The organism is Sphingomonas sp. PR090111-T3T-6A (genome assembly GCF_000383095.1).
GTDB lineage: Bacteria > Pseudomonadota > Alphaproteobacteria > Sphingomonadales > Sphingomonadaceae > Solisphingomonas.
On record NZ_AORL01000021.1, the window covers coordinates 498,277 to 518,051 of the forward strand.

Genomic DNA, 19,775 nt, shown 5'->3' on the forward strand with positions numbered 1-19,775 from the left:
ACGCGATGTTGTCGGGCCGTATTCTGATCGTGGACGACGACGCTGCGATCCGCACCGTCGTGCGTGAGGCGCTGCGGCGAGGGGGGCATGTCGTCGAGACCGCCGGCTCCATCGCGGAGATGCGCCGCGCCATCGGGAGCTTCGCACCGGACGTGCTGGTCACGGACGTGATGCTGCCTGACGGCGACGGGCTGGACATGGTGCCTGACCTTGCCGCCCGCTATCCGGATCTGCCGGTCATCGTGCTTTCGGCGCGCAACACGCTTGCGACGGCGGTGCGCGCGACGGAGCAGGGGGCCTTCGAATATCTGCCCAAGCCCTTCGATCTCGACGAGCTGGGCCGTGCGGTGGTGGGAGCCCTTTCAGGCCGGGCCAACCGCGGAAACAGCGAAGACGGCGACGGACAGGCTCATGACCTCCCGCTGATCGGGCGATCGCCCGCCATGCAGCAGGTCTACCGGACGATCGCCCGCGTCGTCTCCAACGATCTCACCGTGCTGATCCTCGGGGAATCGGGAACCGGCAAGGAATTGGTGGCGCGGGCGATCCATGATCTCGGCCCGCGTTCGCGACATCCTTTCGTGCCCGTCAACATGGCGGCGATCCCTCGCGAATTGATCGAAAGCGAGCTGTTCGGGCATGAGCGTGGTGCCTTCACGGGCGCTGCCCAGCGGACGGCCGGTCGTTTCGAGCAGGCTGCGGGCGGAACGCTTTTCCTCGACGAGATCGGCGACATGCCGCTGGAAGCGCAGACGCGGCTTTTGCGCGTGCTCCAGGAGGGCGAGTTCACGACCGTCGGCGGCGCGCGTCATATCAAGGCCGACGTGCGCGTGATCGCCGCGACTAATAAGGATATCGAGCGGCTGGTGGCCGAAGGCGGCTTTCGCGAGGACCTTTATTACCGGCTGAACGTGGTGCCGGTCCGTCTGCCGGCGCTTCGTCAGCGAATGGAGGATGTCGGCGAGCTTGCCCGCCATTTTCTCGACCGCGCCGCCGCCGACGGACTTCCGCGCAAGACGCTGGACGATGCGGGTGTGGAGCGGCTGCTCCAGCACGGCTGGCCCGGCAATGTCCGCGAGCTGGAAAATCTCATGCGGCGTCTGGCCGCGCTGGTTCGTGAGGAGCGGATCGGTGCCGCCGCCATCGGGATGCAACTCGGCACGAGCATCGCGATCGAGGCCGGGCCGGCCATCGAGAACGACGGCGGACTGAGCGGCTCGGTGGAACTGCATCTGACCCGCTATTTCGCCAGCTTCGGCCGCGATCTGCCGCCAGACGGGCTCTACGAACGATTGCTCGCGGAGATCGAGCCGCCCTTGCTGCGAATCGCTCTGGCGGCATCCAAGGGCAACCAGATCCGCGCGGCGCGCCTGCTTGGGATCAACCGCAATACGCTGCGGAAGAAATTGACCGAACGCGGGATCGACCCATCGGCTTCGCGACGGAACGGCTGAGCAATACGACGGATTGGTTGTAACATCCCCGTCGCAATCGTGTTGTGTCGGCAACGCCCTGTGGTAGAACAGCCACGATGGAGGCGGAAGCAACTCGTCCACGGGGAGGGCGTCAGGCCCAGCAGCCGCGATGGAGGCGGAGGCTGACGGTCGTCCAGCGCCGCGGCTCGCTCATGGCGCTGCTCGAGATCGCGACCATCGTGGCGTGGCTCGCCATCTTCGCCGCGAGCTGGTCCTTCGTCTCCCGGAGCAGCTCGCCGGAGCAATTGCTGACGCCGCCGGTCGTGGCTCTGCTGCTGGTCGCAAACCTTGTGCCGCTGATCGGGCTGCTGGTTCTGGCCGCCCGGCGGATTGCCCGCCGCCGCGTCGCGGGGACGGGCGGGGGCGGCTGCATGTCCGGCTCGTTGCGCTCTTCTCCGGGGTCGCGGCCGTGCCGACGCTGCTGGTGGTCGTCTTCGCCTCGTTGCTGTTCCAGTACAACGCGGCGTTCTGGTTCTCGAACAATGCGCGCACCGTGCTCGAAAATTCGGATCGGGTCGCACAGGCTTATGTCCGGGAAAAGCAATCGGCGCTCGAACGCGAGATGGAGCCGATGGCCGGCGACTTCCGCAACGCGCTGTCCCAGGTGACCTCGCTGGATGATCCCCGTATTCCGAGCTTTCTCGTCGAGCAATATACGCGACGCCATCTCTATGAGCTGATCCTCATCGGCGTCGGCACGGACGGCGTTCCGCACCTGCTGGCGCTCACCAACCCAACCAATCAATCCGCCAGCCAGCTCATTCCACTGAGCAAATATCCGAAGCTCAACCATGGCGAGGTAGACAGCAGCGTCGCGACGGACCGGATCGAGTCCCGCATCGCGGTGGACCCCAAGGCCAAGCTCTATATCTATGCCTCGCAGCAGCTCGATCCGCTGGTGGTGGCGCAGGCGACGCGGGCGCGGTCGGCCGCCGGTGATTATAGCAGCCTGCTCGAACGCTCGCGGTCGCTCCAACTGCGATTCAATGCAGCCTTGCTGGTCGTGTCGCTGCTGATCGTGGCGGCCTCCATCTGGATCGCCTTCACGGTCGCAGACCGTCTGACGCGGCCGATTTCCGGGCTGGTCGGCGCCGCGCGGCGGATTACGCTGGGCGACCTCTCCGTCCGGGTCGCGCCCGCCGTCCGCCGGGACGAGATCGGCGCGCTCGCGACCGCCTTCAACCGCATGACCCGCCGGATCGAGGAGCAGACCAGTGCGCTGGTCTCCGCCAACCGGCAGGGCGAGGAGCGGCGGGCTTTCATCGAGGCGGTGCTCTCGGGCGTCAGCGCCGGCGTGGTGTCCGTGGACGGTGAGCGGCGCATCCGGCTGATCAACCAGTCGGCCGAGCAGCTGCTGCATACCGAGGGCGAGAGCCCGATCGATCGGCCGCTGCATGACGTCGCGCCCGAACTCGATCAGCTGATCGGGCAGGCGGAGCGAGAGTCCGTCGTCCAGCTCACCAGCGGGGGCGAAATCCGCACTCTTGCCGTGACGCGCGTCGATTCCGACGGCGGCCATGTGCTGACCTTCGACGACATCACCCAACAGTTGCTCGATCAGCGCCGCGCCGCCTGGTCGGACGTCGCACGACGGATCGCGCACGAGATCAAGAACCCGCTGACCCCGATCCAGCTCGCCGCCGAACGCCTCCAGCGTCGCTATGGCAAGGAAGTGACGAGCGATCCGGCTGTGTTCGAGCGCCTGACGCAGACCATCATCCGCCAGGTCGGCGATCTGCGACGGATGGTGGATGAATTTTCCTCCTTCGCGCGCGTGCCCAAGCCGGTTTTCCGCGCCGAGCCGCTGGTCGAGATCGCGCGGCAGGCATTGTTCCTGCACGAGGTCGCGCATCCCGCGATCCATTTCTCGCTCGATGCGCCGGAGCCGCCGCCGATCCTGGTGTGCGACCGTCGCCTGCTCGGCCAGGCCTTGACGAACATCGTCAAGAACGCGGTCGAAGCCATTCAGGAAAAAGGCGAAGAAGGGGAAACCCCGACGGGCAGCGTGGCGATGAAGATCGGTGCGGAGGAGGGGCGGGTCGTCATCGAACTCGCCGACACCGGCATCGGCTTGCCCGCGGAGCGCGAGCGCCTGACCGAACCCTATATGACGACGCGCTCGCGCGGCACGGGCCTCGGCCTCGCCATCGTCAAGAAGATCGTGGAAGAGCATTTCGGCACCATAGCCTTTGCCGACCGCCCAGGCGGCGGCACGGTGGTGCGGATCCAGCTCGACGCCGCGAAACTCGCGCCTCTCGTCGGCGCGTCCGAACACGATGCCTCCGGAGAGGAGGCTCGCCCCACCGAACTGACCCGCATGAAGGCCGGATGACATGGCATTGGACGTTTTGATCGTCGATGATGAGCAGGACATTCGCGAACTGGTCGCGGGCGTCCTCGAGGATGAGGGCTATGGTGCCCGGACCGCGGCGGACAGCGATGCGGCGCTGGCGGCGATCCGCGAACGCCGGCCCAGTCTCGTCCTCCTCGATGTGTGGTTGCAGGGATCGAAGCTCGATGGGCTCGATCTGCTGGACGAGATCAAGCGGCGGGATGCTTCGATCCCCGTGCTCGTCATCTCGGGGCACGGCAATCTGGACACGGCAGTTGCCGCCATTCGGCGCGGGGCTGCTGATTTCATCGAAAAGCCCTTCGAGGCGGAACGCCTGCTCCTCCTCGTCGCCCGTGCGACCGAAACGGAACGGCTGAAGCGCGAGAATGCCACGCTGCGCGCCCAGATCGGGCAGGATGAGGAACTGAACGGGCAGTCCGCCGCGATCAACCACGTCCGCGCGACGCTCAAGCGCGTGGCGGCGACCGGCAGCCGCGTGCTCGTGACCGGCCCCGCCGGGGTCGGCAAGGAAGTGGCCGCCCGGCTGCTTCATACCTGGTCCAACCGCTCGCAGGCGCCGTTCGTGGTCGTGTCGGCCGCGCGAATGACGCCCGAGCGCATGGAAGAAGAGCTGTTCGGTACGGAAGAGGGGGGCGAACTCCATCGGCCCGGTCTTCTGGAGCAGGCGCATGGCGGTACGCTTTTCCTCGATGAGATCGCGGATATGCCGCTCACCACGCAGGCGCGCATTCTCCGGGTGCTGACCGACCAGAGCTTCACCCGCGTCGGCGGGACGCAGATGGTGAAGGTGGATGTCCGGGTCGTCTCGGCAACCGCGCGTTCGCTTCAGGAGGAGATTTCCGCCGGGCGCTTCCGCGAGGATTTATATTATCGACTCAATGTGGTGCCCGTGAATCTTCCCGCGCTATCCGAGCGGAGGGAGGATATTCCGGCGCTTGTCCATCATTTCGCGGCCCGTTATGCGACGGAGCGGCGCGTGGCGACGCCGGAGATCGCCGCTGAGGCGCTGGCGGCGCTTCAGGCTTATGAATGGCCGGGCAATGTCCGCCAGCTCCGCAATGTCGTGGAGCGCACGATCATCATGGCGCCGGGCGATCGGATCGGCCGGATCGACGCCGACATGCTTCCGCCGGAAGTGCTGTTCGATCAGGAGCGACTGGCGCCCGGCAACGCGGCCAAGGCGATCATGGGCACGCCGCTCCGCGAAGCCCGCGAAACATTCGAGCGCGAATATCTGCGCGTCCAGATCCGGCGCTTTTCGGGCAATATCTCGCGCACGGCGACGTTTATCGGGATGGAGCGCTCGGCGCTCCACCGGAAGCTCAAGTCGCTCGGCCTCGTCGATCTGAAGGATGCGGAGGAATAGGCCCCCGCATCCGTTTCGATATCCGGCCCGGCAAAAGATCGAGATGGCTCGTGCGATCGCCGCGGGCCATTGCCGCGGCGCGTCATCTCGCATACATTCCAGCCACTTCCGCAGCCGGCGGGAGGACGCAACGCCAACGAACGGCGCGCACGCGGGCCACGCCCCGCCAATCTGACCGGAGACAGGTCATATGGCCGAAAAGCCCAACAATCTCCAGGACATGTTCCTCAACGCCCTGCGCAAGTCCAAGACCCCGGTGACGATGTTTCTCGTCAAGGGCGTCAAGCTCCAGGGCATCATCACCTGGTTCGACAATTTCTCGGTGCTGCTCCGTCGCGACGGGCAGAGCCAGCTCATCTACAAGCACGCCATCTCGACGGTGATGCCGGCCCACCCGATCGACCTCGCACCGATCGAAAAGGCCTTCGCCGAGAGCAAGCGCGGCACGCTGTTGCAGGAAATCTTCCTCAACGCGGTCAAGCAGTCGGCCGAGCCGGTGACGATGTTCCTCGTGAACGGCGTCATGCTTCAGGGCGAAGTGGCGGCCTATGATCTCTTCTGCCTGCTGCTTCGCCGCGATGGGCAGAGCCAGCTCGTTTACAAGCATGCGATTTCGACGGTTCAGCCGCTTCACCCGGTCAATCTCGCCGATGTCGATGGTGAGGCGGACGCAGATTGAGTGGATTCGGTCGGGAAGATAAGGACGGCATCGTCCGCGGGGCGCGGGCGATCGTCGCCCTCCCGGAAATTGGACCTCACAACCGCTCCGCCGAAGCGCGTCTGGAGGAGGCTGCTGGCCTCGCCGGCGCGATCGGTCTGGATGTGGTCGAACGCATGGCCTTCCGGCTGCGCTCGCCGAAGGCGGCGACGCTGCTTGGGTCCGGTCAGGTCGAGGCGCTGGCCGACGCCGTGCGGATGGCTGAAGCTGAGCTGGTCGTGGTTGATGCGGCGGTGACGCCGATCCAGCAGCGCAATCTGGAAAAGGCGGTCGAGGCCAAGGTGATCGACCGCACCGGCCTGATCCTGGAGATTTTCGGCGAGCGCGCCGCGACGGCCGAGGGTCGCTTGCAGGTCGAACTCGCCCATCTCGATTATCAGGCGGGCCGGCTGGTGCGGAGCTGGACCCACCTTGAGCGTCAGCGTGGCGGTTTCGGCTTCCTCGGCGGTCCCGGCGAAACGCAGATCGAAGCTGACCGTCGCATGATCCGCGATCGGATGGCCAAGCTCCGGCGCGAGCTGGAGCAGGTCAGCCGCACGCGCGGACTGCACCGCGATCGACGTCGGCGCGCGCCGTGGCCGGTGGTGGCTCTGGTGGGTTATACCAACGCCGGAAAGTCGACGCTTTTCAATCGGATGACTGGCGCAGAGGTAATGGCGAAGGATCTCCTTTTCGCCACCCTCGATCCGACGATGCGGAACATCCGCCTGCCGGGTATCGACAAGGCGATCCTCTCCGATACGGTGGGCTTCGTCTCGGATCTTCCGACGCAGCTCGTCGCCGCCTTCCGCGCCACGCTGGAGGAGGTGACGACCGCCGACATCATCGTCCACGTCCGCGACATGTCGCATCCTGACAGCGATGCACAGGCCGAGGATGTTGTGCGCGTGCTTTCCGAGATCGGCGCGACCGGCGGGGAAGGGGCTCCGATGATCGAAGCCTGGAACAAGGTCGACGCGCTCGACGCCGAAGCCGCTGCCACCTTGCGCGCAGAAGCCTCCCGTCGGGACGATGCCATAGTGCTCTCCGCGCTGACCGGGGAGGGCGTCGACGATCTGCGGCGGGCTCTGTCCGAACGGTTGAGCCAGGGAGCGCGCGTCCGCACGGTACGGCTGCCGGCGAGCGACGGCGCGGCCATCGCATGGCTTCACCAGAATGGCGAGGTTCTGCGCAGCGAAAGCAGCGGAGAAGCGATCCGTCTCGATGTCCGGATCAGCGACGTGGACTGGGCCCGCTTCGAGGCCCGCGAGTAAGCCAGGAGGCGCCCCTTTCCCGATCGTGGGAGAGGGGGCCGTCCTCACCCCCGCATGAGCTTGCGGGTGAAGCCGATCAGGCCGAGCTGGCGATGCCGCCGCAGCCGCTCCGAACGCAGGATCAGACGGACCTGCGCGAAGCAACGCTCCACATCATCGTTGACGAGCACATAGTCGTAGCCGTCCCAGTGCCCGATCTCGGAAACGGCGCGTTCCATACGGCGGTCGATCACCTCGGCGCTATCCGTTCCGCGACCCCGCAGGCGGCGCTCCAGTTCCTCCATCGACGGCGGCAGGATGAAGATGCGGACGACGTCGCCAGCCGCCTGCTGATAAAGCTGCTGTGCGCCCTGCCAGTCGATGTCGAAGAGCACGTCGCGGCCTTCGTGCAGCATCGCCTCGACGGGAGCCCGTGGCGTGCCGTAGCGATGATCGAAGACGTGCGCCCATTCGAGGAAATCGTCGTCGGCGACCATCTCCTTGAACTTGGCGGTATCGACAAAGTGATAATCGCGGCCGTCCACTTCTCCGGGCCGCATCGGGCGCGTCGTGGCGGAGACGGACAGTCTGATCTGCTCATCCACCTCGATCAGCTTGCGCGCGATCGTCGACTTTCCCGCACCTGATGGTGAGGAAATGACAAACAACAAACCGCGGCGATGCAGCTCCGTTTCATGCGGGCGGCGGCGCGGGGCGGACGGGATGGAGGTGGAATCGAGCTGTTCGACCATGGCCGCTTCTGCCGCGATGCAGCGTGGGCCGTCAATCCCAACTGCGTTTAAAGTCCGCGGGCTTTCGCCTTGATCCACAGTTCTTCCTTCGCCTCGAGCGATAAACCCGCGAACGCATCGCCGGCCTCAACCTCCATCGCAGCGAAGCGACGCTCGAACTTCGCATTGCCCGCCCGGAGCGCGGCTTCCGCATCCACGCCGCAGTGGCGTGCCCAGTTGACGACCGCGAAGAGCAGATCACCAAATTCCTCTGCACGGGCGGCGTCATCGGCTGCGGCATCGATTTCCGCGAGTTCCTCTATGACCTTCGCTCGCGAACCGGTGGCATCCGGCCAATCGAACCCGGTGCGTGCAGCACGCTTCTGGAGTTTCTCCGCTCGCATCAGCGCCGGCAATCCCAGAGCCACGCCCGCAAGAGCGCCCGTTTCGCGGCGGCTCGCACGCTCCTCGGCCTTGATCGCTTCCCAGCCGCGCTGGGCAGCCACACCGTCGCTGTGCGCGGTATCACCGAAGACATGGGGATGGCGACGGACCATCTTGTCTGAAATGCCCGCAATCACGTCGGCGAGGGTGAAATGACCGGCCTCCTCGGCCATCCGCGCATGGAACACGACCTGCAACTGAAGATCGCCAAGCTCGCCCCGGAGGTCAGCCATGTCGCCGCGCGCGATCGCGTCGGCCACCTCATGCGCTTCCTCGATCGTATAGGGGGCGATCGTGGAGAAGTCCTGCTCGACATCCCACGGGCAACCGGACCGAGGATCGCGCAGTTTCGCCATGATCTGCGCGAGCCGCTCGAGTGCGGCACCCGATGAAGGCGCCTCCGTCGAAGTGGCAGGGGCCGGAGATGATGCCATATCGTTCCTCATATCAAAGTCCGATAATATACATTATGTAAAATAATACTGATATCCGATTGCATCGAGAGCCCCCTAGCTTCGACCGTCGATCCAATGCGCTATGCCGAACAGGGCGATAAAAATCGCGACCCAGACAATGGCCATCGGAAGCCGCGGGCCATGTGGCAAATGGCGCCGCGCGATCAGGGCGCTCCCGACCAACAGCATCGCGCCGGCGATCCAGATGAAATCACCGGCGCGATCGAGCGTCATGCGAAATCCAGCTCCATGCCGTCATAGCCCGGCTCGACATGATCGGGCAGCTCGGCCTTGAGCCTCTGATAGTCCATGCTGTTGTCCATGTGCATCAGAACGGCGAGTTCGGGCTTCAAACGCTGAATCCAGCCAAGCGCCTGATCGAGATTCGGATGCGTAGGATGCGGCTTGCGGCGCAGCGCATCGAGTATCCACACGTCTACGCCCTTATAAAGCGCAGCCATGTCGTCCGTCAACCCATTGAAATCTGTGGCATAAGCAGCCGAATAGCCATTCCAGTCAAAGCGCAGCCCGGCGGACTCGATCGCGCCATGCGGCTGGTCCACCACACGAACTCGGATGTCGCCGATCATCATCTCGTCCGGCAGATGGTGCGGCCGCACCGTCGGCGGATAACCGTCCTTGCCCTCGAACGCGTAGTAGAAGCGCTCCTGCATCGACTTCAGCGTGTGTGGGCGCGCATAGCCCTCCACCGCCGCGCGGTTCAGGATCACGATCTGGCGAAGATCGTCGATGCCATGGGTGTGATCCGCATGGTCGTGCGTCCAGATCACCGCGTCGAAGCGGCTGGCGCGCGCATCGAGAAGCTGCTCGCGCAGATCGGGCGACGTATCCACGAGGATGCGAGCCTGATCCGTCTCGACGATGATCGAGGCCCGGCGACGACGATTCTTGGGTTCATTGGGATCGCACTGGCCCCAGTCATTGCCGATACGCGGAACGCCCGACGACGTGCCCGAACCCAGCAGGCGGATTCTCATGCGCGCGCTTTCGTGAAGAGATTGAAGAAGTTGGTGGTGGTATTGGCCATCAGCTCTTCGATGGGTTCACCACGCAGATCCGCCAGAAAGCGGGCCGTATCCGCGACGAAGGCCGGTTCGCACGGTTTGCCCCGATGCGGCACGGGCGCGAGGAACGGCGAGTCCGTCTCGACCAGCAATCGATCCGCAGGAATTTTGGCAGCCGTGGCCTGCAACTCCCTGGCATTCTTGAAGGTAACGATACCCGATATCGAGATGCTGAGCCCCAGTTCGAGCACCTTGTCGCCAAATGCCTCGGAAGCCGTGAAACAGTGGATCAGGGCCGGGAAGCACCCCTTCCCCATCTCCTCATGGAGGATCGCATAAGTATCGTCCTCGGCGTCACGCGTATGGATGATCAGCGGAAGACCCGTCTCGCGAGAGGCTGCGATATGCGCGCGGAAGCTCGCCTGCTGGCGGATGCGGTCGCTATGGTCGTAATAATAATCGAGCCCGGTTTCGCCGATGCCGATCACGCGCGGGTGGGCAGCGGCCGCGACCAGCTTCCCGGTATCGATATCCGGATGCTGATCGGCTTCATGCGGATGGATGCCGACCGTGGCCCAGACATCGGGCTCACGCTCGGCCGTGGCGATGATGTCGCCCCACTCGCGCTCCCGCGTCGAGATGTTGAGCATGGTGGTGACGCCGGCGGCACGCGCAGAGGCGAGCACCTCGGCCTGGCGTTCGACCAGCTTCGGATAATTCAGGTGGCAATGACTGTCGACGAGCATGGCCCGGCAGATAGGGCCAAGTGCGCGTCATGGGAAGGTGGCGCCGTTGCCTTCCCGCCCTGCCACCCCGGAAAGACACCGGAATGGCAGGGAATTGCAGATCAGGCTTCCGCTTCCAGCTCCAGACGCGGGAACACGCCCTGCGGCGCGGGAAGCGTGGTGCCGGTGGCGATCGGCGTGGCCAGCGCCGTGAAATCGCGAGCCCCCTCCCCGACGGCCAGCTGATCGAGCAGCTTGCCCGCCGATGCGGGGATCGCCCACTGTACGAGGATCGCGAGCTGACGCACCGCTTCCGCCGTCCAGTAGAGCACCGCGTCGGCCTTTGCCGGATCGGTCTTGCGGAGCGCCCAGGGGGCCATGTCCGCGAAATAGCGATTGGCCTCGCCGACGCCTTCCCAGAGGATTTCGAGCACGCGATGCAGCGCCAGCTCGTCCATCGCCTCCATCATGCGCGGCAGAAGCGACAGCGGTAGTGCCGGCGCAGGCTCCTCGCCCGGGCCCGGAAGCACGCCGCCGCATTGCTTGGCGATCATCGACAGGCTGCGCTGGGCGAGATTGCCGAGCCCGTTGGCGAGGTCCGCGTTCACGCGGGTGACGATGCCTTCGGGACTATAGCTGCCGTCCTGGCCGAAGCTGACCTCACGCAGCAGGAAGTAGCGCAAACCGTCGACGCCGTAGCGCTCCGCCATTTCCAGCGGATCGACCACATTGCCGGTGGACTTCGACATCTTCTCGCCGCGGTTGAGCAGGAAGCCGTGGCCGAACACCTGCTTGGGCAGCTCGATGCCCGCCGACATCAGGAAGGCCGGCCAGTAAACCGCGTGAAACCGCACGATATCCTTGCCGATGACATGGACATCGGCCGGCCACCATTTCGACATATCGCCCGGATAGCCCGCACCCGTCAGATAGTTGGTGAGCGCATCGACCCAGACATACATCACATGGCCAGGCGAATCCGGCACCGGCACGCCCCAGTCGAAACTGGTGCGCGAGATGGAGAGGTCCGACAGGCCGCCCTTCACGAAGGACAGTATCTCGTTGCGGCGCCCTTCGGGCCGGATGAAATCCGGGTTCGCCTCATAATGGGCGAGCAGCCGGTCCTGATAGGCGGACAGGCGGAAGAACCAGCTTTCCTCGACCGTCCATTCGACGGGCGTGCCCTGCGGCGAGAGCTTGCTGCCCCCTTCCCCTTCGACCAGTTCCTTCTCGTCGTAGAAAGCCTCGTCGCGAACCGAGTACCAGCCCTCGTAGCGATCGAGATAGATGTCGCTGTTGTCGCGCATCGCGCGCCAGATCGCGGCGCTCGCCTCATAATGATCGGCGTCCGTGGTGCGGATGAAACGATCATGCGAGATATTCAGAGCGGCTGTCATCTCACGGAAAGCAGACGACATTTCGTCCGCCAGCGCGCGCGGTGTGATGCCGCGGTTGCGCGCTGTCTGGGCCATCTTCAGGCCATGCTCGTCGGTGCCGGTGAGGAAACGGACCTCGCATCCCTCGGCGCGCTTCCAGCGGGCGATAGCGTCGGTCGCGATCGCCTCATAGGCATGGCCGACATGCGGGCGGCCGTTCGGGTAGCTGATCGCGGTGGTGATGTAGAAAGGCTTGGTCATCGGCGGGCGCTGGACGCTCTTTCCATGTTGAGCGACGCGAGCAGCCCGGCCAGCTCGAACACCGTCGCCTGGGGATCGAGCGAGAGGCGAACCGCACTCCCGGCCAGGGCGCGCGCCTTCTCCCACAGCGCCACGGCATCGGCAAGCGCCTGTCCGTGTCTTCCACGCGCTTCGGCGGCGATGCGGGTGGGGAGCCGCTCCAGAAAAATCTCGTAGCGAGGCTGCGCAGCTTTCAGCGCCAGCGCCTTGGCCAGCGCGACCCGCTCGCCATTGTCGGGATCGCCCGAACGGATGATGGATTCCATGGCGCTGTCGAGGCCGGCGACATCGAGCCCTGCAAAACGCAGCGCCCGGCCGGGAGAGCCCTCACCCGCCGCCGTCAGGTCCGCGATCTCGCGGTCGTCAGCATCCGGCATCAGGTTGCGCAGCGCGACGTGCATGTCGCCCTGTTCGAGCGGCGCGAAACGAAGCACCCGACAGCGGGAGCGGATCGTCGGAAGCAACCGCGCCGGCGCATGGCTGACGAGGAAAAACAGCGAGTTGGCTGGCGGCTCTTCCAGCAATTTGAGAAGAGCATTGGCGCCCGAACGCTCCATATCATCCGCCGCGTCGATGATGACGACCCGCCAGGGCGAGAAGCTCGGCGAGGTGGCGAACAGGCGCGAGAGGCCGCGCACCTGATCCACGGTGATCGAGCGCGCGGTGTCCTTGGTCTTCTCGCGATAGAGGCGCTCCAGCACCATCACGTCGGGATGGCTGCCCGCCTCCCATAGCCGCGCGATGCGGTGATCCGCGGGCACGTCGAGGCCGGGCGCGTCGACCGCCGGGCCGGCCGCATCCGCCAGCAGGCGCAGCGCCGCCGCGCGGGCGAAACTCCCCTTCCCAACGCCTTGCGGGCCGCTCAACAGCCAGGCGTGGTGCATCCGCCCGGAGCGATAGGCTTCCAGCAAGGCGGCGATCTGCCGCGATTGGCCGTAGAGCGCCATGCCGCCTTATAGCCCTGCCAGCGCAGCGATGAGGCGTGCTGTCACCTGCTCCGCCTCACCCTGGGCGTCGACGAGCCGGAACCGTGCGGGCTCGGCCTTCGCCAACGCGGCGAAGCTGTCGGCAACGCGGGCATGATAGCCAGCATCACGCCCGCCGATGCGATCGGAATCACCGCGATCCCGCGCTTCGGCGCGGCGCGCGGCCTCCTCGGCCGGAAGCGTGAGCAGCAATGTCCGATCCGGCAGGAGGCCCGCCGAACCAACCTCATGCAGCAACTTCAGTCGTTCGATCGACACCCCGTCGGCCCCGCCCTGATAGGCAAGCGAGCTGTCGAGGAAACGGTCGGTGATGACCCACTTCCCCGCTTCGAGCGCGGGCAGGATGGTCTTCGCCACATGATCGGCGCGCGCGGCCGCGAATAGCAGCGCTTCCGCGCCGCCGGTCCAGCGATCGGCCGGTCCTTCGAGCAGCAGGCGGCGGATTGCCTCCGCCCCCTCGCTGCCGCCGGGCTCGCGCGTCTCCACGACGTCGAGCCCGCGCGTGCGAAGCGCGGCCGCCAGCGCGCGGACCTGCGTCGATTTGCCGACGCCTTCCCCGCCTTCCAGCGCGATGAAGCGCCCCCGCGTCATTGGCCTGGCCCCCGGATATGGATCAGGCGAAACCGAACAGCGCCTTGATCGACGCCCAGATGCGGCCGAAGAAGCCCGCCTCGCCGACATCGTTCTCGGCCACGAGCGGCAGCACCTGCTGGTCCTGCCCCGGAGGAGAGACGACGAGATCGGCGATGTGCTGGCCGGCGGTGATCGGCGCCTTGATCGGGCCTTCATACACCACCTTCATCGGCGGCGCGTCGCCCCCCGCACGCTGGCCGAGGATGCCGCCGACGCCGAGCGGGACGGTCACCGCGAGATCACGCGGAGCGACGAGACCAACCTTGGAGGACGATCCGCCCTGCACCTCGGCCATGTCCACGCGCTTGCCCTTGGCGAAGAGCGGCTTCAAGCGCCACGCCTGGAAGCCCCAGTTCATCAGCGCGATCGACTGGTTCACGCGCTCGTTCCAGCTCTGCATCCCGGCGAGCACCATGACGAGGCGGCGGCCGCCCTGCTCGGCCGAGCCGGTGAACCCATAGCCGGCTTCCTCGGTATGACCGGTCTTGAGCCCATCCGCGCCCGGCACCTTGCCAAGGATCGGATCGCGATTCTCCTGGCTGATGTTCGCGCCGCCCATCGTCTTGCCCCAGGCGAAATTGGGCTTGGCATAGAACTGCTTGTAGAGATCCGGATAGTCACGGATCGTCGCCTCGGCGAGCGTCGCGAGATCGCGGGCGGTCACATAGGTGACGCCGCCGTCCGGCCAGCCGTTGGCCGTTCCGAAGTGCGAATTCTTGAGCCCGAGGCGCTGGGCCTGCTGGTTCATCAGGTTGACGAAGGCCGGCTCGGTGCCCGCAATGCCCTCGGCCAGCACGATGCAGGCATCATTGCCGGAGAGCGTGATGATGCCCGACAGCAGATCCGCGACCGAGACCTGCTCGCCCGCGGCGATGAACATGGTGGAGCCCTGCGCGTGCCACTTCTTCCACGTCTCGGGCGACATGGTGAACTTCTGGTCTAGCTTCAGCTCACCGCTCTTGATGAGGCTGAAGGCGACATAGACCGTCATCATCTTCGCCAGCGAGGCGGGCGGCATGCGGAAGTCGGGCTGCTTCTGGTAGAGGATGGCGCCCGAATTCATGTCCTGGAGGAAGGCCACCTGCGCCGTCGTGTCGAACGGCGGGATGGCGGCGAACGAAGCCGTGGAGAGGCTCGCGAGGCTGAGGGACAGGACGGCAAACTGGACGGGCTTCATGGCGACGTGGTTCCGTTCGGCTCTTGTGAAAGTGGCGCGTCGACGACGGCAGCCCCCTGATAGCCGCGTGCACGCAACCGCGCCAGCGCCGCAGAAAGAGAAGCGTCATCGGAATATGGGCCCGCCATCACGCGATAGCCGGCGCCCGTCGCCATCACCCGCGCCCCCAGATCGGAGAGCGAGGAGGCCAGCGCGTCGGCGGCGTCGGGATCGGCGGGCGAAGCGATGAGGATATTATGGCTCGGCGGCAGGCCGACCGGGCGGCGCGGCGTGATCGGGGCGGGACGCTGTACGCTGGCCACCATCGAGGGCGCGACCCGGCCGACGCGCGGCGGCGTGGCAGTCGGCTCGACCGACGCCAGCACCACGGGATAGCCGCGCTGGAGCCGCTCGCGATCATGCCGGCTGGGCGTCACCCGGCGCACGCGCACCATGGCCCGGCCCACGCGGTCGATTCCCAGCTCCTTCGCCGCTTCCTGGGACAGATCGAGAATCCGGTCGCGGGCGTAAGGGCCGCGGTCGTTGACACGCACAAGGATGCGCCGCCCGGTATCGAGCCGCGTCACCTCGACATAGGAGGGCAAGGGCAAGGTCGTGTGCGCGGCGCTCGGTCGCTGGCGGTAGAAGGTCTCGCCATTGGCGGTATGGCGGCCCTGCTCGGCGTTGCCGTACCAGCTCGCTTCGCCGATCTGGTCGTAGTCGGACTGATCGGTCGGGACATAGGTACGCCCGCCGATCGCGTAGGGCCGGCCGAGCTTCACGGGCGTGTCCTGCACCAGCCCATGCACGCCGCCCCCGCAGCCAGCGAGCAACAGCGCGGCCGCCAGCGCCGCCGCTTCGCGGCCGCGCCGCTCAGTTCGCCACAGCATCGGCGAGCAGGCCCACGGACAGCGCGTAGAAGTTCGAGCAATTATAATCGAGGATCGCGCGATAATTGCCAAATGTCAGATAGGCGGTCGCGCCGGGGCCGTCCGGCTCCAGCAGGGTTGCCTGCTCATCGTCCGCCGCCTGCGGCCCGCCGGTCTGGACGACGCCCAGCGCACGCCATTCGCGCACCGTCAGCCATCTGCTGTGCCGGGCATGGACACGGGGACAACGCGGCCCGGTCATGCGGCTGGCGATCGCCGTCCGGTCCAGCGTGGCGGGCACATAGGCCGGCACCCCCCAGGGCTCGTTCGCCTTCCAGCCGGCGTTGACGAGATAATTGCCGATCGAGGCCAGCGCATCGGCCGGGCTCGTCCAGATATCGGCCTTGCCGTCTCCGTCCCCGTCGCGCGCCACGCGAAGATAGACCGACGGCAGGAACTGCGGATAACCCGTCGCCCCCGCCCAGCTTCCCTTGAGCTGCGAGCGGGGAATGCCCCGGTCCATCAGCTTCAGCGTCGCGATCAGCTCGCCTTCGAACAACGGGCGTCGGCGGCCCTCATAGGCGAGCGTCGCCAGCGAGTTGGCGAGGTCGAAATTGCCCGTGTAGCCGCCATAGCTCGTCTCCTGCCCCCAGATGGCGACCATCACCGATTCGGGCACGCCCGTCTCCTGCACGACCCGCTGGAGGGTATAGCGCTGTGCCGCATAGGCCGTCCGCCCGCGCGCGATCAGGTCCGCGCCGACATGCTTGGCACGATAGGGAGCGAAATTCGGCGAGGCGCCCACCGGCCCCGCCGGCGAGCCGCCCGGCTGTGCCTGGTCCAGCTCGACTACCCGAGGGTTATAAACAAGCGTAGGCAGGACGAAATCGAGAGTCCGGGCGCTTACGCCGCTGGCCAGTGCGCGACCTCTGAACGCCTGAAGATAGGCCTGGAACGGTGCTGCATAAGGATCGGCGGTCGCCACGATCCCCTGACCGCCCCCTACCATCTGCGCGGACGCCACACCCGCATGGCCGGCCACCATCGCGAGCGCCAGGACCATGCCGACCATCAAACCTGTTGTACGCAATGCCCACCTCCGCCATCCGCTTCTGGCATAGCCGCGCGGAGAGGTCAGCCCATCTCGTCGCTTCTCATGCACATCTTGCACGGGTTGCGTTCGAGCGGGTGACCGGGATAAGCGGACGCCAGCCCGCCGCATGATGGGCAGCGGAAGCGCCGCCAGGCATTCCCTGAGCGGCGGCACGGAAGCGTGGCCGAGTGGTTTAAGGCACTGGTCTTGAAAACCAGCGACGGGGCAACCCGTCCGTGAGTTCGAATCTCACCGCTTCCGCCACCTATCCGACAGGTTTCCCGACTTATGTTCTCTAGGCTCATCGGGGCGGGGGCTGACGATGCAACGCGTCGTTTTCTCGAGGCGTCCTTCAAAACAGGTTCGTTTTAAGCAAGTCCGATCTGCAAGCGTTCCGGAAAGATCATGGCGAGGGGGCCCTCCATGATCCGTCGATTGCTGAGTACGACCGTCTTTCCCGTTATCCTGACAGCTACCGCCGGGCAGGCAGCCCCCTCACCTCCGGCCGATCAAACCCCATCCAGCGTCATCGTCACCGCTCAGCGGCGCGATCAGCGGCTGGGTGACGTCGGCCTCGCGATGACGGTGCTTCCCGCGAGCAAGCTCCTGACACAGCGGGTGGAGGGAATGGCCGATCTGGCCCGCATCGTGCCGGGACTGAGCTATACCCCCAGCCCCAACGCCACGCCGGTCTACACCCTGCGCGGCGTCGGCTTCTACGAGACATCGGTCGCCGCCTACCCCGATGTCACCACCTATCTCGATCAGGCGCCACTGGCGCTCCCCGCCTTCACCACGCTGACCGCATTCGATCTGGAACGGGTGGAGGTGCTCAAGGGGCCGCAGGGCACATTGTTCGGCAACAATGCCACCGGCGGAGCGATCAACTTCGTCGCCGCCAAGCCGCAGGGCCATCCCGAGGCCTCGATCGAGTTGGGCTATGGCCGGTTCAACCGGATCAACGCGCAAGGCTATGTCACCGGGCCGATCGCACCCGATCTCGATGCCCGTTTCGCCTTCCGGCATAGCTCCGCCGACGACTGGCAGAAGAGCATCTCCCGGGACGACAGGCTCGGCCAGATCAACAACTGGGCCGGACGGCTGCTGCTGGACTGGCGCCCCGATGACCGGCTGCGCTTCTCGCTCGATATCAATGGCTGGATCGACCGCTCCGATCCCGAGGCGCCGCAACTCGCCCGGCCGGTGACGCCGTCGGACCTTCAAGCCGCCATCGGCGCCACGGGTCCGACCGGCACGGTGACGCCCGATTTCCCGCTACTCACCGCCCCGGCCGCGCCCAAAGATCCCCGCGCGGCGGACTGGGACCCTCAATACCGCCCTTTCGCCAACAACAAGCTCGGCCAGATCGCGCTCACCTCCGCCTGGACGCTGGCAACCGACGTCCAACTCACCTCGATCACCAACTATGTCGCCTATCGCATGTTCAACGCGACCGAGGGTGACGGCACGGCGCTGGTCGACCTAGACATCATCGGCGACCGGGCTCATGCCCACAGCATCTTTCAGGAATTGCGCCTCGCCAATCTGGCGGAGGCCGACCGTCTCCACTGGGTGACAGGCGTCAGTCTCGATCGCACCCATGTTTATGAGCGGATTGATCTGCGCTTCCCCGATGCCTCGACCGGATCGATCCAAGGCTTCTCGGCGGATCGTTACGATTCCAACCAGCGCGTCCGCAGCGAGGCGCTGTTCGGCAATCTCGAATATAGGCTGACCCCACGACTGACGCTGAAAGGCGGCGCGCGCTACACTTGGGCTGATCGGCGGACCGTGAACGGCAGCTATCAGGCGCCCGGTTATGTCGAGCCCTTCCCCGGATCGCCGGGGATCACGAACCTCATCAACACTCTCTGGGGCACGATGCTGACCCCACTCTTCTGCCCGGGGCAGGTTTTCACGCCCATCGCTCAGGGCGGTTCCGTCTCGGTCGATCCGGCGACTTGCCGGGCGGGCCTGTTTCGCGCGTCGCTCAACGAGCACAATGCCTCTTGGCGGGCGGGCGCGGACTATCATCTGTCACATGACCTGCTGCTCTATGCCAACGTCGCGAAGGGATGGAAAAACGGCAGCTTTCCGACGATCTCAGCCCCGGTTTACGACCAGTACCAGCCGGTGACACAGGAATCGCTGCTCGCCTATGAGGCGGGTCTGAAGGGAAAGCTGGCAGGCGGGGTAGCGACGTTCGACGCCTCCGCCTTCTATTACGACTATCGCGATAAGCAGGTTCGCGCGAAGACGGTGAACCCTATCTTCGGCATCCTCGACCAGCTCGTGAATGTGCCCCGATCCCACATCCTCGGCGTCGATACATCGATGACCCTGACCCCGGCGCGGGGCCTTTCTGCCGCGCTGGCCGGAACATGGCTCGACACCAAGGTCCGGCGCTATGACGGAATCGTCAGCGACGTGCTCGTCAATGGCCTGCTGGAGCCCGTGCGCGCGCCCTTTCGCGGGGCGCAGCTACCCTTCGCACCGCATTGGCAGGGTAGCGTGAGCGTGGACTACGCCACCGCGCTCGGCCAGGCATATCGCGGCAGCATCGGCGTCACCCTCGCGCTACAGAGCAAGAGTTATGCTTCACTCGAAAAGGCCCCTCAGAACCTCGCCGACGCCACGCTTCCGGGGCGCACCATCCTGGATCTGCGCGCCTCTATCGAGACAGTGAACGGGCGCTGGCGGTTGGGATTGTGGGGCAAGAATGTCACCAACCGTTTCTATGTGACCAATGCGGTCCGGGCTTATGACACCATCATCCGATATACCGGACGTCCCGCCGAATATGGCCTGACTCTCGCCTATCATTGGCGCTGAGAAGGA

At 65.8% G+C, this 19,775-nt stretch carries 17 protein-coding genes, 1 tRNA gene and 1 pseudogene; 8 read left to right on the forward strand and 11 right to left on the reverse strand.

The genetic code is table 11. From position 1 onward, the window contains the following. Positions 1-5 precede the first annotated feature (5 nt). The 6 genes and pseudogenes from ntrC (at position 6) to hflX (ending at position 7,165) form a co-directional block, all read left to right on the forward strand. Complete coding sequence (gene ntrC / locus ST3T6A_RS0112480) at positions 6-1,454, forward strand: nitrogen regulation protein NR(I) (RefSeq protein WP_026359671.1); 1,449 nt, start codon at positions 6-8, stop codon at positions 1,452-1,454. A 173-nt stretch (positions 1,455-1,627) separates the two neighbouring features. Next, positions 1,628-2,622: pseudogene (locus tag ST3T6A_RS22245) on the forward strand (PAS domain-containing sensor histidine kinase); the annotation flags it as partial. A 39-nt stretch (positions 2,623-2,661) separates the two neighbouring features. After that, a complete protein-coding gene (locus tag ST3T6A_RS22250) occupies positions 2,662-3,807 on the forward strand; it encodes a sensor histidine kinase (protein WP_443024276.1) in 1,146 nt (381 codons plus the stop codon). Between the two features lies 1 nt (position 3,808). Beyond that, on the forward strand, positions 3,809-5,194 hold the full coding sequence (gene ntrX / locus ST3T6A_RS0112490; RefSeq protein WP_026359672.1) for a nitrogen assimilation response regulator NtrX: 1,386 nt from the start codon (positions 3,809-3,811) through the stop codon (positions 5,192-5,194). 190 nt (positions 5,195-5,384) lie between these two features. Continuing rightward, on the forward strand, positions 5,385-5,873 hold the full coding sequence (gene hfq, locus ST3T6A_RS0112495; RefSeq protein WP_019833273.1) for an RNA chaperone Hfq: 489 nt from the start codon (positions 5,385-5,387) through the stop codon (positions 5,871-5,873). Then, complete coding sequence (gene hflX, locus ST3T6A_RS0112500; RefSeq protein WP_019833274.1) at positions 5,870-7,165, forward strand: GTPase HflX; 1,296 nt, start codon at positions 5,870-5,872, stop codon at positions 7,163-7,165. The genes hfq and hflX overlap by 4 nt, the downstream gene beginning before the upstream one ends. A 44-nt stretch (positions 7,166-7,209) precedes the next feature. Here the strand turns inward: hflX and gmk are convergent, their stop codons facing one another. The 11 genes from gmk to ST3T6A_RS0112555 form a co-directional block, all read right to left on the reverse strand. Then, entirely contained in the window at positions 7,210-7,869 is a 660-nt protein-coding gene (gmk, locus tag ST3T6A_RS0112505; RefSeq protein WP_443024277.1) for a guanylate kinase, read from the reverse strand. A 74-nt stretch (positions 7,870-7,943) separates the two neighbouring features. Next, positions 7,944-8,675 (reverse strand): nucleoside triphosphate pyrophosphohydrolase, encoded by a 732-nt coding sequence (gene mazG, locus ST3T6A_RS0112510; protein ID WP_019833276.1) that lies wholly within the window; start codon positions 8,673-8,675, stop codon positions 7,944-7,946. 153 nt (positions 8,676-8,828) lie between these two features. After that, positions 8,829-9,008 (reverse strand): hypothetical protein, encoded by a 180-nt coding sequence (locus tag ST3T6A_RS0112515; RefSeq protein ID WP_019833277.1) that lies wholly within the window; start codon positions 9,006-9,008, stop codon positions 8,829-8,831. Next, positions 9,005-9,772: an MBL fold metallo-hydrolase gene (locus ST3T6A_RS0112520; RefSeq protein WP_019833278.1), complete on the reverse strand. Its 768-nt coding sequence runs from the start codon at positions 9,770-9,772 to the stop codon at positions 9,005-9,007. The genes ST3T6A_RS0112515 and ST3T6A_RS0112520 overlap by 4 nt, the downstream gene beginning before the upstream one ends. Beyond that, positions 9,769-10,545, reverse strand: a complete 777-nt coding sequence (locus ST3T6A_RS0112525) for a TatD family hydrolase (RefSeq protein WP_019833279.1) — start codon at positions 10,543-10,545, stop codon at positions 9,769-9,771. The genes ST3T6A_RS0112520 and ST3T6A_RS0112525 overlap by 4 nt, the downstream gene beginning before the upstream one ends. A 101-nt stretch (positions 10,546-10,646) precedes the next feature. Further along, positions 10,647-12,161 (reverse strand): methionine--tRNA ligase, encoded by a 1,515-nt coding sequence (metG, locus tag ST3T6A_RS0112530; protein ID WP_019833280.1) that lies wholly within the window; start codon positions 12,159-12,161, stop codon positions 10,647-10,649. Then, positions 12,158-13,147: a DNA polymerase III subunit delta' gene (locus ST3T6A_RS0112535; RefSeq protein ID WP_019833281.1), complete on the reverse strand. Its 990-nt coding sequence runs from the start codon at positions 13,145-13,147 to the stop codon at positions 12,158-12,160. The genes metG and ST3T6A_RS0112535 overlap by 4 nt, the downstream gene beginning before the upstream one ends. 6 nt (positions 13,148-13,153) lie before the next feature. Then, complete coding sequence (gene tmk, locus ST3T6A_RS0112540; RefSeq protein ID WP_019833282.1) at positions 13,154-13,777, reverse strand: dTMP kinase; 624 nt, start codon at positions 13,775-13,777, stop codon at positions 13,154-13,156. A gap of 22 nt (positions 13,778-13,799) precedes the next feature. Continuing rightward, positions 13,800-14,996 (reverse strand): D-alanyl-D-alanine carboxypeptidase family protein, encoded by a 1,197-nt coding sequence (locus ST3T6A_RS0112545; protein ID WP_019833283.1) that lies wholly within the window; start codon positions 14,994-14,996, stop codon positions 13,800-13,802. After that, the gene (locus ST3T6A_RS21200; protein ID WP_019833284.1) at positions 14,993-15,865 is read right to left on the reverse strand and encodes a septal ring lytic transglycosylase RlpA family protein; all 873 of its coding nucleotides are present in this window, start codon (positions 15,863-15,865) and stop codon (positions 14,993-14,995) included. The genes ST3T6A_RS0112545 and ST3T6A_RS21200 overlap by 4 nt, the downstream gene beginning before the upstream one ends. Then, entirely contained in the window at positions 15,849-16,916 is a 1,068-nt protein-coding gene (locus tag ST3T6A_RS0112555) for a lytic murein transglycosylase (RefSeq protein WP_019833285.1), read from the reverse strand. Before ST3T6A_RS0112555 ends, ST3T6A_RS21200 begins: the two co-directional genes overlap by 17 nt. Before the next feature lie 195 nt (positions 16,917-17,111). Between ST3T6A_RS0112555 and ST3T6A_RS0112560 the strand changes: the two genes are divergently transcribed. Both ST3T6A_RS0112560 and ST3T6A_RS0112565 read left to right on the forward strand, forming a co-directional pair. Then, positions 17,112-17,201, forward strand: a tRNA-Ser gene (locus ST3T6A_RS0112560). 159 nt (positions 17,202-17,360) lie between these two features. Next, entirely contained in the window at positions 17,361-19,769 is a 2,409-nt protein-coding gene (locus tag ST3T6A_RS0112565) for a TonB-dependent receptor (RefSeq protein WP_162140535.1), read from the forward strand. Positions 19,770-19,775 lie beyond the last annotated feature (6 nt).

Bases quoted from the DNA above. Each gene is read 5' to 3' on its own strand.
- ntrC (WP_026359671.1), top strand. From the start codon at position 6: ATGTTGTCGGGCCGTATTCTGATCGTGGACGACGACGCTGCGATCCGC.
- ST3T6A_RS22250 (WP_443024276.1), top strand. From the start codon at position 2,662: ATGACCCGCCGGATCGAGGAGCAGACCAGTGCGCTGGTCTCCGCCAAC.
- ntrX (WP_026359672.1), top strand. From the start codon at position 3,809: ATGGCATTGGACGTTTTGATCGTCGATGATGAGCAGGACATTCGCGAA.
- hfq (WP_019833273.1), top strand. From the start codon at position 5,385: ATGGCCGAAAAGCCCAACAATCTCCAGGACATGTTCCTCAACGCCCTG.
- mazG (WP_019833276.1), bottom strand. From the start codon at position 8,675: ATGGCGAAACTGCGCGATCCTCGGTCCGGTTGCCCGTGGGATGTCGAG.
- ST3T6A_RS0112515 (WP_019833277.1), bottom strand. From the start codon at position 9,008: ATGACGCTCGATCGCGCCGGTGATTTCATCTGGATCGCCGGCGCGATG.
- ST3T6A_RS0112520 (WP_019833278.1), bottom strand. From the start codon at position 9,772: ATGAGAATCCGCCTGCTGGGTTCGGGCACGTCGTCGGGCGTTCCGCGT.
- ST3T6A_RS0112525 (WP_019833279.1), bottom strand. From the start codon at position 10,545: ATGCTCGTCGACAGTCATTGCCACCTGAATTATCCGAAGCTGGTCGAA.
- metG (WP_019833280.1), bottom strand. From the start codon at position 12,161: ATGACCAAGCCTTTCTACATCACCACCGCGATCAGCTACCCGAACGGC.
- ST3T6A_RS0112535 (WP_019833281.1), bottom strand. From the start codon at position 13,147: ATGGCGCTCTACGGCCAATCGCGGCAGATCGCCGCCTTGCTGGAAGCC.
- tmk (WP_019833282.1), bottom strand. From the start codon at position 13,777: ATGACGCGGGGGCGCTTCATCGCGCTGGAAGGCGGGGAAGGCGTCGGC.
- ST3T6A_RS0112545 (WP_019833283.1), bottom strand. From the start codon at position 14,996: ATGAAGCCCGTCCAGTTTGCCGTCCTGTCCCTCAGCCTCGCGAGCCTC.
- ST3T6A_RS21200 (WP_019833284.1), bottom strand. From the start codon at position 15,865: ATGCTGTGGCGAACTGAGCGGCGCGGCCGCGAAGCGGCGGCGCTGGCG.
- ST3T6A_RS0112555 (WP_019833285.1), bottom strand. From the start codon at position 16,916: ATGGTCGGCATGGTCCTGGCGCTCGCGATGGTGGCCGGCCATGCGGGT.
- ST3T6A_RS0112565 (WP_162140535.1), top strand. From the start codon at position 17,361: ATGATCCGTCGATTGCTGAGTACGACCGTCTTTCCCGTTATCCTGACA.